Raw genomic sequence first — 13,626 nt, forward strand, 5'->3', positions numbered from 1 at the left:
GTCATACACGAAGCCGAGTCGTCCGTGGGGAAAGGCGTTTCTCCATCCGGCGCGGCGGCTCGCGGGCGTCGAACGAGCGGAAAACGGAGGGACTGAGGTTGGTGGCGCGTTCCGGCGGAACGCGGTGTGGTGTGGTAGAGTGGGGGGCGGAGTCGAGGACCGAAGTGCCGAGCGCTTACGCGGCGCCGGCGAGCGCGGCGATGAACGACCAGTTCGTCCCCGCGGTGGCCTCGTGCTTCTTCGATTCGGCCTTCGTCATGTTGCGGCGGTGTTTCCAGTTCATACTCGATAGAAGTCTTTACTCGAATATAAGTTTTTCATTTAGATGATACATCTAGCACGGTCGTACATGCTGTTTGATGGAAAGTTGTGATGTATTCGGCCTGAACGTTTCGTTTCTCGCGATAGTAGTGTTCGTTTGAACGATTCTGAACAAGGCGTGGTAGCACGGGACGTGTATGCGATGGCTAACGTCGCGGGGACGCGGTTTCGGTTGACTCGGCGGGAGATTCCATCGGCGACCCGACAGACGGCGGACCAATCCTCACGTTTTTGCCCGTCGCCTCGCAAGAACTGCCTATGCGCACGCGGCGGAAGCCAGACTGGTTGAAGATGCGACCGCCATCGGGCCGGCGTTTCACCGATATCAAATCGACGCTCCGGGACCGGAACCTCAACACCGTCTGCGAGGAGGCGAACTGCCCGAACCTCGGAGAGTGTTGGAGCGGCCGCGACGGCCCCGGGACGGCCACGTTCATGCTCATGGGCGACCGGTGCTCGCGCGGGTGTAACTTCTGCGACGTGACGACCGGCGGGATGGAGCCGCTCGACCCCGAGGAGCCGGCGAACGTCGCCGACGCGGTGGCCGAAATCGGCCTCGACTACGTCGTGTTGACCTCCGTGGACCGCGACGACCTGCCGGACCAGGGCGCGGCCCACTTCGCCGAGACCATCCGCGAAATCAAGCGCCGCGACCCCGAGGTGCTCGTCGAGGTGCTGATTCCCGACTTCCAGGGCGAACCCGAGCACGTCCGGAAGATAATCGACGCCGGGCCCGACGTCATCGCCCACAACATCGAGACCGTCGAGCGCCTCCAGTGGCCGATTCGGGACCGCCGCGCCGGCTACGAGCAGTCGCTTTCGGTGCTCCAGCAGGTGACGGACGAGTCCGACATCCACACGAAGACCTCGGTCATGCTCGGCCTCGGCGAGCACGCCCACGAGGTCTACCAGACGCTCTCCGACCTCCGCGAGGCCGACGTGGACATCGTCACCTTCGGTCAGTACCTCCAACCCTCTCGGAGCCACCTCGACGTGTTCGAGTACGTCCACCCCGACGCCTTCGAGACGTGGCGGCGCGTCGCGGAAGACGAACTGGGCTTCCTCTACTGCGCGTCCGGCCCGATGGTCCGGTCGTCGTACAAGGCCGGCGAACTGTTCGTGGACGCGCTCCTCCGCGAGGGGTCGAGCGTCGAGGAGGCGCGGCAGGCCGCGCGCGCGGCCGCCGGACAGTAAGTTCCGCCGCCATCCCACCCCGCTCCGCGCGACTCGACCGACCGGGTCCGACCCCGTTCCCGCCCCGAAACGGTCCTGCAATGCTGTCGATATTTCCGATTATTTCTCGGTGATGTGTGGGTTCACACTAATGAACGTCAGGAAGAATCGTTTAGAAGCGAAAATGTCCAATTTTACCTCGCGTGAGTTTACATAGCACGACGCGAGCCGCAATATTCCGAGCCAAAGTAAATTATATACGAAAACAATATAACGCCGGCGGGTGTCGATTTTGCCATGAACAGGAGGGTTCTCCCGTGAGCGTGCTTCAGCGCGACCCGCAGGACCAGGTACGAGTGCTCGACGAGGACGGGACCGTCGTCGGCGAGGTTCCCGACATCGACGACGAGACGCTCGTCGAGATGTACCGGTACATGCGTCTCGCCCGACACTTCGACACGCGGGCGGTGAGTCTCCAGCGGCAGGGGCGGATGGGGACGTATCCGCCGCTGTCGGGACAGGAAGGCGCACAGATCGGCAGCGCAATCGCGCTCGACGAACAGGATTGGATGGTCCCGAGCTATCGCGAACACGGCGCGTCGCTGCTCCGGGGCCTCCCGCTGAAACAGACGCTTCTGTACTGGATGGGCCACGAGAAGGGCAACGAGATGCCCGAGGGCGTGAACATCTTTCCGCCCGCGGTCCCCATCGCCTCGCAGATTCCCCACGCGACCGGCGCGGCGTGGGCGAAGAAGCTCCGCGGCGAGGACGACACGGCCGTCATCTGTTACTTCGGCGACGGCGCGACCTCCGAGGGCGACTTCCACGAGGGGCTGAACTTCGCGGGCGTCTTCGACACCCCGAACGTCTTCTTCTGTAACAACAACCAGTGGGCCATCTCGGTGCCGCGGGAGCGACAGACCGCCTCCGAGACGCTGGCGCAGAAGGCGACCGCCTACGGCATCGACGGCGTGCAGGTCGACGGGATGGACCCGCTCGCGGTCTACTCGGTGACGAAGGCGGCGCTCGACAAGGCGAAGAACCCCGCCGAGGGCGAGGGCCGGCCGACGCTCATCGAGGCGGTCCAGTACCGCTTCGGCGCGCACACGACCGCCGACGACCCGACCGTCTACCGCGACGACGAGGAAGTCGAGAAGTGGAAGGCGAAAGACCCCATCCCGCGGCTGGAGTCGTTCCTCCGCGAGACGGGCCGCATCGACGACGAGGGCGTCGAGGCCATCGAGGCGGACGTGAAACAGCGGGTCGCCGACGCCATCGAGGCGGCCGAGTCCGACCCGCGTCCGGACCCGAGCGAGATGTTCAACCACGCATACGCCGAGCGAACCCCGGAGATTCAAGCGCAGTACGAGGAGTTCGAGGCGCTCCGCGAGAAGTTCGGCGACGAAGGATTCCTCAGAGAATGAGCAGTCAGAACCTCACCATCGTGCAGGCGGTACGGGACGGTCTCTACACCGAGATGAACCTCGACGACGAGGTGCTCGTCATGGGCGAAGACGTCGGCAAGAACGGCGGCGTCTTCCGGGCCACGGAGGGCCTCTGGGACGAGTTCGGCGACGACCGCGTCATCGACACGCCGCTTGCCGAATCGGGCATCGTCGGCACGGCCGTCGGCATGGCCGCGATGGGGCTGAAACCGGTCCCCGAGATTCAGTTCTCCGGTTTCATGTACCCCGGCTTCGACCAAATCGTGAGCCACATGTCGCGGTTCCGCAACCGCACCCGCGGCCGATACACCCTCCCCATGGTGCTCCGCGCGCCCTACGGCGGCGGCATCCGCGCCCCCGAGTCGCACTCGGAGTCCAAGGAGATGTTCTACGCGCACGAGGCCGGCCTGAAGGTCGTCATCCCCTCGACGCCGTACGACACGAAGGGACTGCTCATCTCCGCCATCCGCGACCCCGACCCGGTCATCTTCATGGAACCGAAGCTCATCTACCGGGCGTTCCGCGGCGAGGTCCCCGAAGAGGAGTACACGGTCCCCATCGGCGAGGCCGCCGTCCGCCGCGAGGGCACGGACGTGTCCGTGTTCACTTTCGGCGCGATGACGCGCCCGACGCTCGAAGCCGTCGAGAACCTCGAAGCGGAGGGCATCGACGCCGAGGTCGTGGACATCCGCACCATCTCGCCGCTCGACCGCGAGACCATCGTGGAGTCGTTCAAGAAGACCGGCCGCGCGGTGGTCGTCCACGAGGCCCCGAAGAACGGCGGTCTCGGGGCCGAAATCACGGCGACGATTCAGGAGGAGGCGCTGCTCTACCAGGAAGCGCCGGTCAAGCGCGTCGCGGGCTACGACGTGCCGTACCCGCTGTACGCGTTGGAGGACTACTACCTCCCCTCGGTCGCCCGCGTCGAAGAAGGTATTCGTGAGGCGGTGAACTTCTGAACGATGGCGCTCAAGGAATTCAAACTCCCCGACGTCGGCGAAGGCGTCGCGGAAGGCGAACTCGTAACGTGGCACGTCGCGCCGGGCGACGAGGTGACAGAAGACCAGGTGCTCGCGGAGGTCGAGACGGACAAGGCGCTCGTCGACGTGCCCTCGCCGTTCAACGGGACGGTTGAGGAACTCCTCGCCGAGGAGGGCGAGGTCGTCCCCGTCGGCAACGTCATCATCACCATCCGGGTGGGTGGCGACGACGAGGAGGCCGCCGAGACAGCCGACGCGGACGCCGAGGAGACGGCCGAGAGCGACGACGCGCAGGCGTCGGACGACACCGGCGACGCCGCCGACGACGCCGGTTCCGGCGGACGCGTGTTCGCCCCGCCGAGCGTCCGACGACTCGCCCGCGAACTCGGCGTCAGTCTCGACTCCGTCGACGGCAGCGGCCCGAGCGGCCGCGTGACCGAAGGCGACGTTCGCGCCGCCGCGGAAGACGACGGCGACGACGACGAGCCCAGCGGCCCGCGGACCGTCCAGAGCAACGGGAAGTCCGCGACCGCGAAGCGCGACGAGGGGGCGTCGGGCGCGTCCGCGTCGGCCGAGAGCGCCGACCGAGAACAGACGCTCGCCGCGCCCGCGACCCGCGCGCTGGCCAAGGAGGAAGGCGTCGATATCAACACCGTCCCCGCGACCGAGATGCGTGACGGCGAGGCGTTCGTCTCGCCCGAGGCTGTCCAAGAGTACGCGCAGGCCCAGCGCGAGGCGCAGGCCGCGGACGCCGAAGCGGTGTCCGCCGAGGCCGACGCCGGAACCGCGACCGCCGAGGCGACGAGCGAGTCGGAAGCGGCCGAACGCGCCGAAGCCGAAACCGGCCCCGGTGCCGGCGAGCGCGTCCCCTACAAGGGCGTCCGCAAGGCCATCGGCGACCAGATGCAGCGCTCGAAGTACACCGCGCCGCACGTCACCCACCACGACGAGGTGGACGTGACGGAGCTCGTCGAACTGCGCGAACGGCTCAAGCCGGTCGCCGAGGAGCGCGGCTCGCGGCTGACCTACATGCCGTTCGTGATGAAGGCCGTCATCGCGGCGCTGAAGGACTTCCCGTACCTCAACTCGCAGCTCGACGAGGAGAACGAGGAAATCGTCCTGCGCGACGAGTACAACATCGGCGTCGCGGCCGCGACCGACGCCGGCCTGCTCGTCCCCGTCGTCCACGACGCGGACCGCAAGGGCATGCTCGAACTCGCCGACGAGATGAACGAGAAGGTCGAGAAGGCCCGAAACCGCAAGATTTCGCCCGGCGAGATGCGCGGCGGCACCTTCACCATCACCAACATCGGCGGCATCGGCGGCGAGTACGCGACGCCCATCGTCAACTACCCCGAGGTGGCGATTCTCGCGCTCGGAGCCATCAAAGACAAGCCGCGGGTCGTCGACGGTGAGGTCGTGCCGCGAAAAGTCCTCACCCTCTCGCTGTCGTTCGACCACCGCATCGTCGACGGCGCGCAGGGCGCTCGCTTCACGAACCGCGTGAAGGAACTGCTCGAAGACCCCAAGCTGTTGGTGTTAGAATAATGGTCGTCGGAGACATCGCGACCGGAACCGACCTGCTCGTCATCGGCGCGGGGCCGGGCGGCTACGTCGCCGCCATCCGCGCCGCACAGAATGGAATCGACACGACGCTCGTCGAGAAGGACGCCTACGGGGGCACCTGCCTCAACTACGGCTGTATCCCCTCGAAGGCGCTCATCACGGGCGCGAACCTCGCCCACGAGGCGGGCCACGCCGAGGAGATGGGCATCCACGCCGACCCCGTCGTCGACATGTCGCAGCTGCGCGACTGGAAGAGCGGCGTCGTGGACCAACTGACCGGCGGCGTCGAGAAGCTCTGTAAGGCCAACGGCGTCAACCTCGTCGAGGGCACCGCCCGGTTCAAAGACGAGAACGCCGTCCGCATCGCCCACGGCGGCGAGGGACAGGGCTCGGAGACCATCGAGTTCGAACACTGCATCATCGCCACCGGCTCGCGCGTCATCCAGATACCCGGCTTCGACTTCGGCGACGAGCCGGTGTGGTCGTCGCGCGACGCCCTCGAAGCCGACACCGTCCCGGAGCGGCTGGTCGTCGTCGGCGGCGGCTACATCGGGATGGAGCTGTCCACGACGTTCGCCAAGCTCGGCGCAGACGTGACCGTCGTGGAGATGCTCGACGACATCCTGCCGGGCTACGAGTCCGACGTGGCCCGCGTCGTCCGCAAGCGCGCCGAGGACCTCGGCATCGACATGCACTTCGGCGAGGGAGCAAGCGGCTGGCGCGAGGAGGACGACGGCATCATGGTGACCACCGAGACCGAAGACGGCGAGGAAAACGAGTACCGCGCCGACAAGGTGCTCGTCGCCGTCGGGCGCTCGCCCGTCACCGACACGATGGACATCGAGAGCGCCGGTCTCGAAGCCGACGACCGCGGCTTCCTCTCGGTCGACGACCGCCGCCGAACCGACGTGGAGCACATCTACGCCGTCGGCGACGTGGTCGAGGACACGCCGATGCTCGCGCACGTCGCCTCGAAAGAGGGCATCGTCGCCGCCGAACACATCGCCGGCGAGCCGGTCGCCTTCGACAGCCAGGCCGTCCCCGCGGCGGTGTTCACCGACCCCGAAATCGGCACGGTCGGCATGACCGAGGCCGACGCCGAGGAGGCCGGCTTTTCGCCCGTCGTCGGCCAGATGCCCTTCCGGGCGTCCGGCCGCGCGCTGACGACGAACCACGCCGACGGCTTCGTCCGCATCGTCGCCGACGAGGAGTCCGGCTTCGTCCTCGGGGCGCAAATCGTCGGCCCCGAGGCCTCGGAGCTAATCGCCGAACTGGCGTTCGCCATCGAGATGGGCGCGACGCTCGAAGACGTGGCGTCGACCATCCACACCCACCCGACGCTCGCGGAAGCGGTCATGGAGGCCGCCGAGAACGCGCTCAGGCAGGCGATTCACACGCTGAATCGGTAAGCGCCGCAGAACCGGACCGGTCTTTTTTCACCCGTCGTCGAACCACCACAGCGCCAGCATCGTCCCCACGACTGCCACGGCCGCGGGAATCGACTCGTCGACGCCGAGTGTTCGGACGTCGAAGAGGACGACGCCCTCGAACAGGGCGGCGAGCGCGAGGGCCACGAAGACGAAGCCCGCCACCCAGATTTCGGGCGTGTTGACGTCGCTGATTGGCATGCGCGGTGCTACGGGCCGAAATATGATAAGTGTTAGCAGACCACAATCAGACTACTCGTCGGCGTCGAGAATCCCGTGGCTCTCGAAGAGCTTTCCGAGTCGGTCCATGGAGGCGACGACGGCGTCGCAGGCCGGGCGAACCGCGTCCTTGGGGACGAATCCGACCGAGAGGCCGGCGACTTCGAGCATCGGGAGGTCGTTCGCGCCGTCGCCGACCGCGACCGTTCGGTCCATCGGGACGTCGTGTTCGGCCGCGTGGTTCTCCAGCGCCGTGTCCTTCGTGCCCTCGATGAGCGACCCCTCGACGTCGCCGGTGAGTCGGCCGCCCTTCACGGGCAGGCGGTTCGAGACGATGTCGTCGACCTCGACGCCCTCCTTTTCCAGCGCGCGCTCGACGCCGCGTTCGAACCCGCCGGTGAAGATGGCGACGTGGTGGCCGTAGTCGCGGAGGCGCCGGATGAGGTCGGCCGCGCCGGGGCGGAGTTCGACCTCGCCGTAGGCCTCCTCGGCGAGTTCCTCTTCGAGGCCTTCGAGGAGGCGGGCGCGCGACCGGAGGCTCTCCGCGTAGCTCATCTCGTCGTTCATGGCTCGCTCGGTGATGTCGGCCATCTCGTCGGCCGTGCCGTTCTTCTTGCCGAGGAGAACCGTCATCTCGGAGTCCGAGAGCGTGCCGTCGAAGTCGAAGGCGATGATGCGCATATCTGCCCGTCGTCGCCGCGGGGTTTCAAAGCTTCCGCGTCGGCAGTTATCGGGCGAGGGAGACAGCGACCGAGTCGGCCGCCGGAGGAAAGCAGCGTCGCGCCGCGCACAGCTATTTACCGGTCGTCTCCATGACAAGCACGTATGGACGACCTCCACGACGCCGAACACGAGAGGCTCAGCGACGTCGAAGCCGACCTCGCCGACGACTTCGGCGAGGAAGGCGACACCCCGCTCCGACGGTTCGTCCGGGGCCTGCGCGACCTCGACGAGGCCGACGTGCGCGCGGTCGGGCAGTACGACGGCGAGTCGTTCGAGTTGCTCTACCTCCGGGACGACATCGAAGCGGCGCTCGAACCGGACGCGCGCACCGAGCGCGTGAAGACGCTCGTGCTGAAGGCGCTCGGCGAACCCGTCAACGAACCCGAACTCGACGGCTACGGCGATTTGAACGCCGTCATCAGGTGGTTCGACGAGGTCGTCGTCGCCATCTACCCGCACGACGAGTGGTCGGGGGCCATCGCGACGTTCGACCGGGCGAACTCGCCGCTGGTCGACCTCGCGTCGAAGCACCTGTCGTGAGAACGTTCGCGGGGCGACCGCGGCGCGCCCCCACAGTCAGAGTCAGAGTCAGAGTCAGAGTCAGAGTCAGAGTCAGAGTCAGAGTCAGAGTCAGAGTCGAAGCGGCGTCCACGACCGCGGGCCGTCGTCGAGGCCGCGGACCCGGAACTCCGGGTCGCCGTCGGTGTCGCGCGTCTCGACGAACCCGTCGAACGGCTGCTTGAGGAGCGCGAGTTCGCGCTCGTCGACGAAGCCGGTGTCGAGCGTGAAGACGCCCGAAAAGCCCGCCGCCGAGATGCGACCCGTGATGACGTGAAGGAACTGGAACAGCCGCTTGAGGTCGACGTACATCACGAGCGTCGAGAGGACGTGCAGGCCGACGCGGGCCGCCCGACTCGCCTCGTAGTGCTGTCGGAGCGACTCCGTCAGGTGGATGCCGATGCCGGTCAGGTCGCCGGGGCTGGAGACGTACCGGAGGTTCTCCGCGTCGGCGCGGTCGCCGAGGAGGTCGGCGACGCTCGTCGTGTCGATGACCTCGAACTGCTCCGGGGGCGAGCCGCTGATGTGCGACAGTTCCTGTGCGATGCTCGGGGCGGGCTTCTTGGTCGTCACGACGACCGTCCCCACGTCGTCGCGCTCGCCGGGCGCGAGCATCGAGAGCATGAGCCGTCGCTTCCGCGTCATCGTCGGGCCGGCGATGAGCACGGACCCGGTGTCCGGAAGCGACACCTCGGGCGGTTGCGTCGCCGGCGAAGCGTTCTCGGGACGGAAGACCATCTACAGAATCTATCGGACTCGCCAAGATAATACTAGTGGGCGAGAACGTCGGGCGACCCGAACCGTGCGAGACAGTCTCAATGTCACGATATCGGCCGTTGTGACAACCCTTAACCCGCACGGGTCTGACCCTACGCGCATGAAGGTACTCGTCACGGACCCGATCGCCGACGCGGGTCTGGACCGGTTACGCGAGGCCGGTTACGAGGTAGAGACCGCGTACGATGTCGAAGGTGACGCGCTGCTCGAAGCCGTCTCCGACGCGAACGGGCTCATCGTCCGCTCCGGAACGCAGGTGACCGCCGAGGTGTTCGAGGCGGCACCCGACCTCGTCATCGTCGGACGCGCCGGCATCGGCGTCGACAACATCGACATCGACGCCGCGACCCAACACGGCGTCATCGTCGCCAACGCGCCCGAGGGGAACGTCCGCGCCGCCGCCGAACACACGGTGGCGATGGGCTTCGCCGCCGCGCGCTCGATTCCGCAGGCCCACGCCCGCCTGAAAGACGGCGAGTGGGCCAAGTCCGACTACCTCGGCAACGAGGTCAACGGCAAGACCCTCGGCGTCGTCGGCCTCGGCCGCGTCGGCCAAGAGGTCGCAAAGAAGTTCTCGTCGCTCGGGATGGACATCGTCGCCTACGACCCCTACATCGGCGAGGAGCGCGCCGACCAGCTCGGTGCCGAACTCGTCGAGTTCGACGCCTGTCTCTCCCGCGCCGACTTCCTCACCGTCCACACGCCGCTGACCCCCGAGACGGAGGGGCTCATCTCCACCGACGAACTCGAAACGATGGGCAGCGGCTACCTCGTCAACTGCGCCCGCGGCGGCGTCGTCGACGAGGCCGCCCTCGCCGAGGCCGTCGACGCCGGCGTCATCGACGGGGCCGCGGTCGACGTGTTCGCCGACGAGCCGGTCTCGCCCGACAACCCGCTTCTCTCCGTCGACGACGTGGTCGTCACGCCGCACCTCGGCGCGTCCACCTCGGCCGCACAGGAGAACGTCGCCGTCTCGACGGCCGACCAAATCGTCGCCGCGTTCCGCGACGAGCCCGTCATCAACGCGCTCAACGCGCCCTCGGTCGACGAGAGCGCCTTCCCGCGCATCCAGCCGTACATCGGCCTCGCCGAGACCGCCGGCAAAATCGCCGCCCAACTGCTCGACGGCCGCCTCAACGAAGTCGAGGTCACCTACACCGGCGACATCGCCGCCGAGGACGTCGAACTCGTCACGGCGTCCGCGCTGAAGGGCGTCTTCGCGCCGCTCGAATGGCAGGTCAACGCCGTCAACGCCCCGCAGGTCGCGAAGGAACGCGGTATCGAGGTCGTCGAGTCGAAGTCCCGCCAGTCGGACGACTTCCAGAGCCTCGTGACCGTCACCGTCCGCAACGGCGACGAGGAGATGACCGTCTCCGGGACGCTGTTCACCGGCGAGGACCCGCGCATCGTCCGCATCAACGGCTACCGTCTCGACGCCATCCCGCACGGCCAGATGCTCGTCGCCCGCAACTACGACAAGCCGGGCGTCATCGGCTTCATCGGAACCGTCCTCGGCGAGAACGACGTGAACATCGCCGGGATGTTCAACGCCCGCCGCGCGAAGGCCGGCGGCGAGGCGCTGACCGTCTACAACCTCGACGACGACGTGCCGGACAGCGTCCGCGAGAAGCTCCTCGCCGACGACCGCATCATCGACGTGGACCTCATCACGCTCTGAAGCGGACGAACCGCACCTCTTTCTGAAAGAAAAGCCGGACTACCGTCGGCCGAGCGCCGACGCGACCCGGTCGACCACGCGGTCGGCGACCGCCCGGACCGCGGCGACCGCGTTCGATTCCGAGCCCGAGCGACGGGACCGGTCGGTCCGCCGACCCGAGCGGCCGTGCGTCCGCTGCCGACCGCGACTCCGGCTCTCGGCTAACAGTCGTTCGTAGCGGTCGATTATCTCCTGTCGGTCCGCGTCGGCGCTGTCGAGACGGGCGTTGAGTCGGGCGTTGGCGCGACGGAGCGCCTCGTTCTCGCGTTGGAGGGCGTCTCGACCGCGAGCGTCGCCCGCGGGTGACTGGCGGTGACCGCGGGGTGGAGCGGACGTGGACGCGGGTGACGACGCGCGTGCGGGTGAAGACGCGGACGAGGCCGAAGACGCGGGTGCGGACGAGGCCGCGGGTGCGGACGAGGCCGCGGCGGTGGACGACCCTCGCTCGGGCTCGTCCGGCGGGTACGTTCTCGACCCGGCCCCGTCCCGACTGACGGTTCCGGTCGGCATACTGCTGAGCGACATCGTGTGCCACGACGTACCACAGAATGAAAAGGATGCGTCAGACGCGCACCCGACGCGCGTCATCGTCCGCGGTCAGACGGCTCCGCCCGCCGATATTCGCGACCGCCGGCGACGGTCGGACCGGACCGGTCGCGCCTACTCGGCGAGGTGTTCGAGGACCGCTTCGGTGTCGTTCGGGACGGGTTCGGGGTCGTCGCCCGCCTCGAACGCCGCGTCGGGGTCCTTCAGCAGGTGGCCCGTCGTGAGACAGACGACCTGTTCGTCCTCGGAGACGACGCCCTCGGCGCGGAGTTTGCGGAGGCCGGCGACGGAGGCGGCGGAGGCGGGTTCGACGCCGACGCCCTCACCCGCGAGATCGCGCTGCGCCTCGGTGATTTCCTCGTCGGAGACGGCGACGGCCGTGCCGTCCGTCTCGCGGATGCCGGGGAGCGCCTTCGGCGCGTTGACCGGGTTGCCGATGCGGATAGCGGTCGCGCGCGTCTCGACCTCGTCCCAGCGGCGGGTCTCGTCCCAGCCGTTCTCGATAGCCTCGACCATCGGGGCCGCGCCCTCGGCCTGCACGCCGGTCAGTTTCGGCACGTCGTCGACGTCGAGCGCGCCCGACTGGACGAGTTCCCGGAACGCCTTGTAGAGCGCGGAGGTGTTGCCCGCGTTGCCGACGGGGAGGACGATGCGGTCCGGGTAGGTGCCGTAGTCCTCGTGGAACTCCTCTAAGATTTCGAGGCCGATGGTCTTCTGGCCCTCCAGGCGGAAGGGGTTCAGGGAGTTGAGGAGGTACGCCTCGCCGCGGGCGGCGAGGTCCTGTACGATGTCCAGACAGGAATCGAAGTTGCCGTCAACTTCGAGGATGCGCGCGTCGTGGAGCGACGCCTGCGCGATTTTCCCGGCGGCGACCTTGCCGGCGGGGAGGAGCACGAGCGTCTCCATCCCGCCGCGCGCGCCGTAGGCGGCGAGCGCGGCCGAGGTGTTCCCGGTCGAGGCGCAGGCGAGGCGGCCGACGCCGAGTTCCTTCGCCACGCGGACGCCGACGGTCATGCCGCGGTCCTTGAACGAGCCGGTGGGGTTCATCCCCTCGTGTTTGACGCGGAGGGTCTCGACGCCGACGTCGGCTTCGAGGCGGGGTACTTCGTGCAGGGGCGTCGCGCCCTCGGGGAGCGAGACGCCCTCCTCGAAGGGGAGCGCGGCGTTGTAGCGCCAGACGCCGCGGCCCTCGAAGTCGTCCCACGTCGGCGGGGACGCGTAGCGGACCTCGAGGAGGCCGTCGCAGTCGTCGCAGGTGTACCGAACGTCCTCGAACGGCGCGAACTGCGCGCCGCACGCGATACATTCGAGCCAGGTGCCGTCGTCGGCGACGGATGGCTCCTCGGGGGCGGGTGCCGTGAGTTCGAGGCTCATTGCTCGGGCGGTGGCACCAGAGGGACAAAAGCGGGCGGGTTTGGGCGGCACCTGCCGGGCGACGACCTCGTCGGGAACGCGGTCGGTCGGGGAGGGTTACGACTCGCCGAAGGCGTCGATGCGGGCGTGCACGTCTTCGGCCCACTCGTCGAGCGCGGCGTGCATCATCTCCTTGGCCTCGGGGAGCGGGGTCGCCGTGTACTGGTAGACGTAGCCGCCGGGGTCGAGCAGGCGGCGCTTGCGCTCGGTGAGTCCCTTGTCGAGGAGCGTCGTCAGCGAGCGGTTGACGTTGCTCCGGTCGCGGTCGAGCACCTCCGCGAGTTCGGCGACGGTGCTGCCGGGGTTGTCGAGTAGTGCGAGGTACGTCCGGCTCTCGTGGCTCTGGATGCCGAAGACGCACGCGAGGACCTGTCCGAAGTTCGGGTCCTCGGTCTCCATCAGTTCGCCCATGTCCGGTGCGTCGGCCATGCACACCTGTTCGCCGTGCGCCGGATTAAACCCTCACCTACAGGCGAGCGAGCGGTCGTCCCGGACGGGACGCCGCGGCTACTCCGATTTCGCGTAGCCCATCTTCAGCACGCAGTCCCGCATGCCGTCTTCGTCGTCGTGTTTGTGGAGCGTCGTCGGCGTGTCGCAGTAAAAGACCGTCCCGTCGTGTCGGAGCGTCACCTCGTGGATACCGCCGAGCATCTCCGCCTGGACGACGACGCGGCGGCCCTCGCGGAGCGCGTCGAGGATTTCGTCTGCGGTCAGTTCGCCGGACTCGACTCGAAGCGGCTCGGGCATACCGGAGGGTCGCG

The 13,626-nt window shown here is 67.8% G+C and carries 14 protein-coding genes; 7 read left to right on the forward strand and 7 right to left on the reverse strand.

Annotated features, from left to right (window positions below; genetic code table 11):
• Positions 1-579: 579 nt before the first annotated feature.
• The 5 genes from lipA (at position 580) to lpdA (ending at position 6,894) form a co-directional block, all read left to right on the forward strand.
• On the forward strand, positions 580-1,515 hold the full coding sequence (gene lipA / locus C5C07_RS00085) for a lipoyl synthase (RefSeq protein ID WP_049905034.1): 936 nt from the start codon (positions 580-582) through the stop codon (positions 1,513-1,515).
• A gap of 296 nt (positions 1,516-1,811) precedes the next feature.
• On the forward strand, positions 1,812-2,918 hold the full coding sequence (gene pdhA / locus C5C07_RS00090; RefSeq protein ID WP_004974193.1) for a pyruvate dehydrogenase (acetyl-transferring) E1 component subunit alpha: 1,107 nt from the start codon (positions 1,812-1,814) through the stop codon (positions 2,916-2,918).
• Positions 2,915-3,898: an alpha-ketoacid dehydrogenase subunit beta gene (locus tag C5C07_RS00095; protein ID WP_004974191.1), complete on the forward strand. Its 984-nt coding sequence runs from the start codon at positions 2,915-2,917 to the stop codon at positions 3,896-3,898. Before pdhA ends, C5C07_RS00095 begins: the two co-directional genes overlap by 4 nt.
• A 3-nt stretch (positions 3,899-3,901) precedes the next feature.
• Complete coding sequence (locus C5C07_RS00100; protein ID WP_115804338.1) at positions 3,902-5,467, forward strand: 2-oxo acid dehydrogenase subunit E2; 1,566 nt, start codon at positions 3,902-3,904, stop codon at positions 5,465-5,467.
• Positions 5,467-6,894 carry a dihydrolipoyl dehydrogenase gene (gene lpdA, locus C5C07_RS00105; RefSeq protein WP_115804339.1) on the forward strand — a complete coding sequence of 476 codons (1,428 nt, stop codon included), beginning with the start codon at positions 5,467-5,469 and terminating at the stop codon, positions 6,892-6,894. Before C5C07_RS00100 ends, lpdA begins: the two co-directional genes overlap by 1 nt.
• Positions 6,895-6,921: 27 nt before the next feature.
• Here the strand turns inward: lpdA and C5C07_RS00110 are convergent, their stop codons facing one another.
• Together C5C07_RS00110 and serB are read right to left on the reverse strand one after the other, a co-directional pair.
• Positions 6,922-7,113 (reverse strand): hypothetical protein, encoded by a 192-nt coding sequence (locus tag C5C07_RS00110; protein WP_004974182.1) that lies wholly within the window; start codon positions 7,111-7,113, stop codon positions 6,922-6,924.
• Positions 7,114-7,164: 51 nt separating this feature from the next.
• Positions 7,165-7,812, reverse strand: coding sequence for a phosphoserine phosphatase SerB (serB, locus tag C5C07_RS00115; RefSeq protein ID WP_004968687.1), 648 nt, complete (start codon positions 7,810-7,812; stop codon positions 7,165-7,167).
• A 144-nt stretch (positions 7,813-7,956) separates the two neighbouring features.
• Here serB and C5C07_RS00120 point away from each other — a divergent pair, with 144 nt between their 5' ends.
• Entirely contained in the window at positions 7,957-8,394 is a 438-nt protein-coding gene (locus tag C5C07_RS00120) for a hypothetical protein (RefSeq protein ID WP_004974180.1), read from the forward strand.
• A 90-nt stretch (positions 8,395-8,484) separates the two neighbouring features.
• On the opposite strand, the gene C5C07_RS00125 is transcribed toward C5C07_RS00120, so the two are convergent.
• Positions 8,485-9,150 (reverse strand): hypothetical protein, encoded by a 666-nt coding sequence (locus tag C5C07_RS00125; protein ID WP_115804340.1) that lies wholly within the window; start codon positions 9,148-9,150, stop codon positions 8,485-8,487.
• A 139-nt stretch (positions 9,151-9,289) separates the two neighbouring features.
• Here C5C07_RS00125 and serA point away from each other — a divergent pair, with 139 nt between their 5' ends.
• Positions 9,290-10,867 (forward strand): phosphoglycerate dehydrogenase, encoded by a 1,578-nt coding sequence (gene serA / locus C5C07_RS00130; protein WP_004974170.1) that lies wholly within the window; start codon positions 9,290-9,292, stop codon positions 10,865-10,867.
• A 39-nt stretch (positions 10,868-10,906) separates the two neighbouring features.
• Here the strand turns inward: serA and C5C07_RS00135 are convergent, their stop codons facing one another.
• The 4 genes from C5C07_RS00135 to C5C07_RS00150 all read right to left on the reverse strand — a co-directional run bounded on the left by C5C07_RS00135 (position 10,907) and on the right by C5C07_RS00150 (position 13,612).
• The gene (locus tag C5C07_RS00135; RefSeq protein ID WP_115804341.1) at positions 10,907-11,431 is read right to left on the reverse strand and encodes a hypothetical protein; all 525 of its coding nucleotides are present in this window, start codon (positions 11,429-11,431) and stop codon (positions 10,907-10,909) included.
• Between the two features lie 135 nt (positions 11,432-11,566).
• Entirely contained in the window at positions 11,567-12,826 is a 1,260-nt protein-coding gene (gene thrC / locus C5C07_RS00140) for a threonine synthase (RefSeq protein ID WP_004974165.1), read from the reverse strand.
• Positions 12,827-12,922: 96 nt separating this feature from the next.
• The gene (locus C5C07_RS00145) at positions 12,923-13,294 is read right to left on the reverse strand and encodes a helix-turn-helix domain-containing protein (protein WP_004044838.1); all 372 of its coding nucleotides are present in this window, start codon (positions 13,292-13,294) and stop codon (positions 12,923-12,925) included.
• A gap of 78 nt (positions 13,295-13,372) precedes the next feature.
• Positions 13,373-13,612: a hypothetical protein gene (locus C5C07_RS00150; RefSeq protein WP_004974161.1), complete on the reverse strand. Its 240-nt coding sequence runs from the start codon at positions 13,610-13,612 to the stop codon at positions 13,373-13,375.
• Positions 13,613-13,626: the final 14 nt, after the last annotated feature.

The organism is Haloferax sp. Atlit-4N, from assembly GCF_003383025.1.
GTDB classification, from domain to species: Archaea; Halobacteriota; Halobacteria; order Halobacteriales; family Haloferacaceae; genus Haloferax; species Haloferax gibbonsii.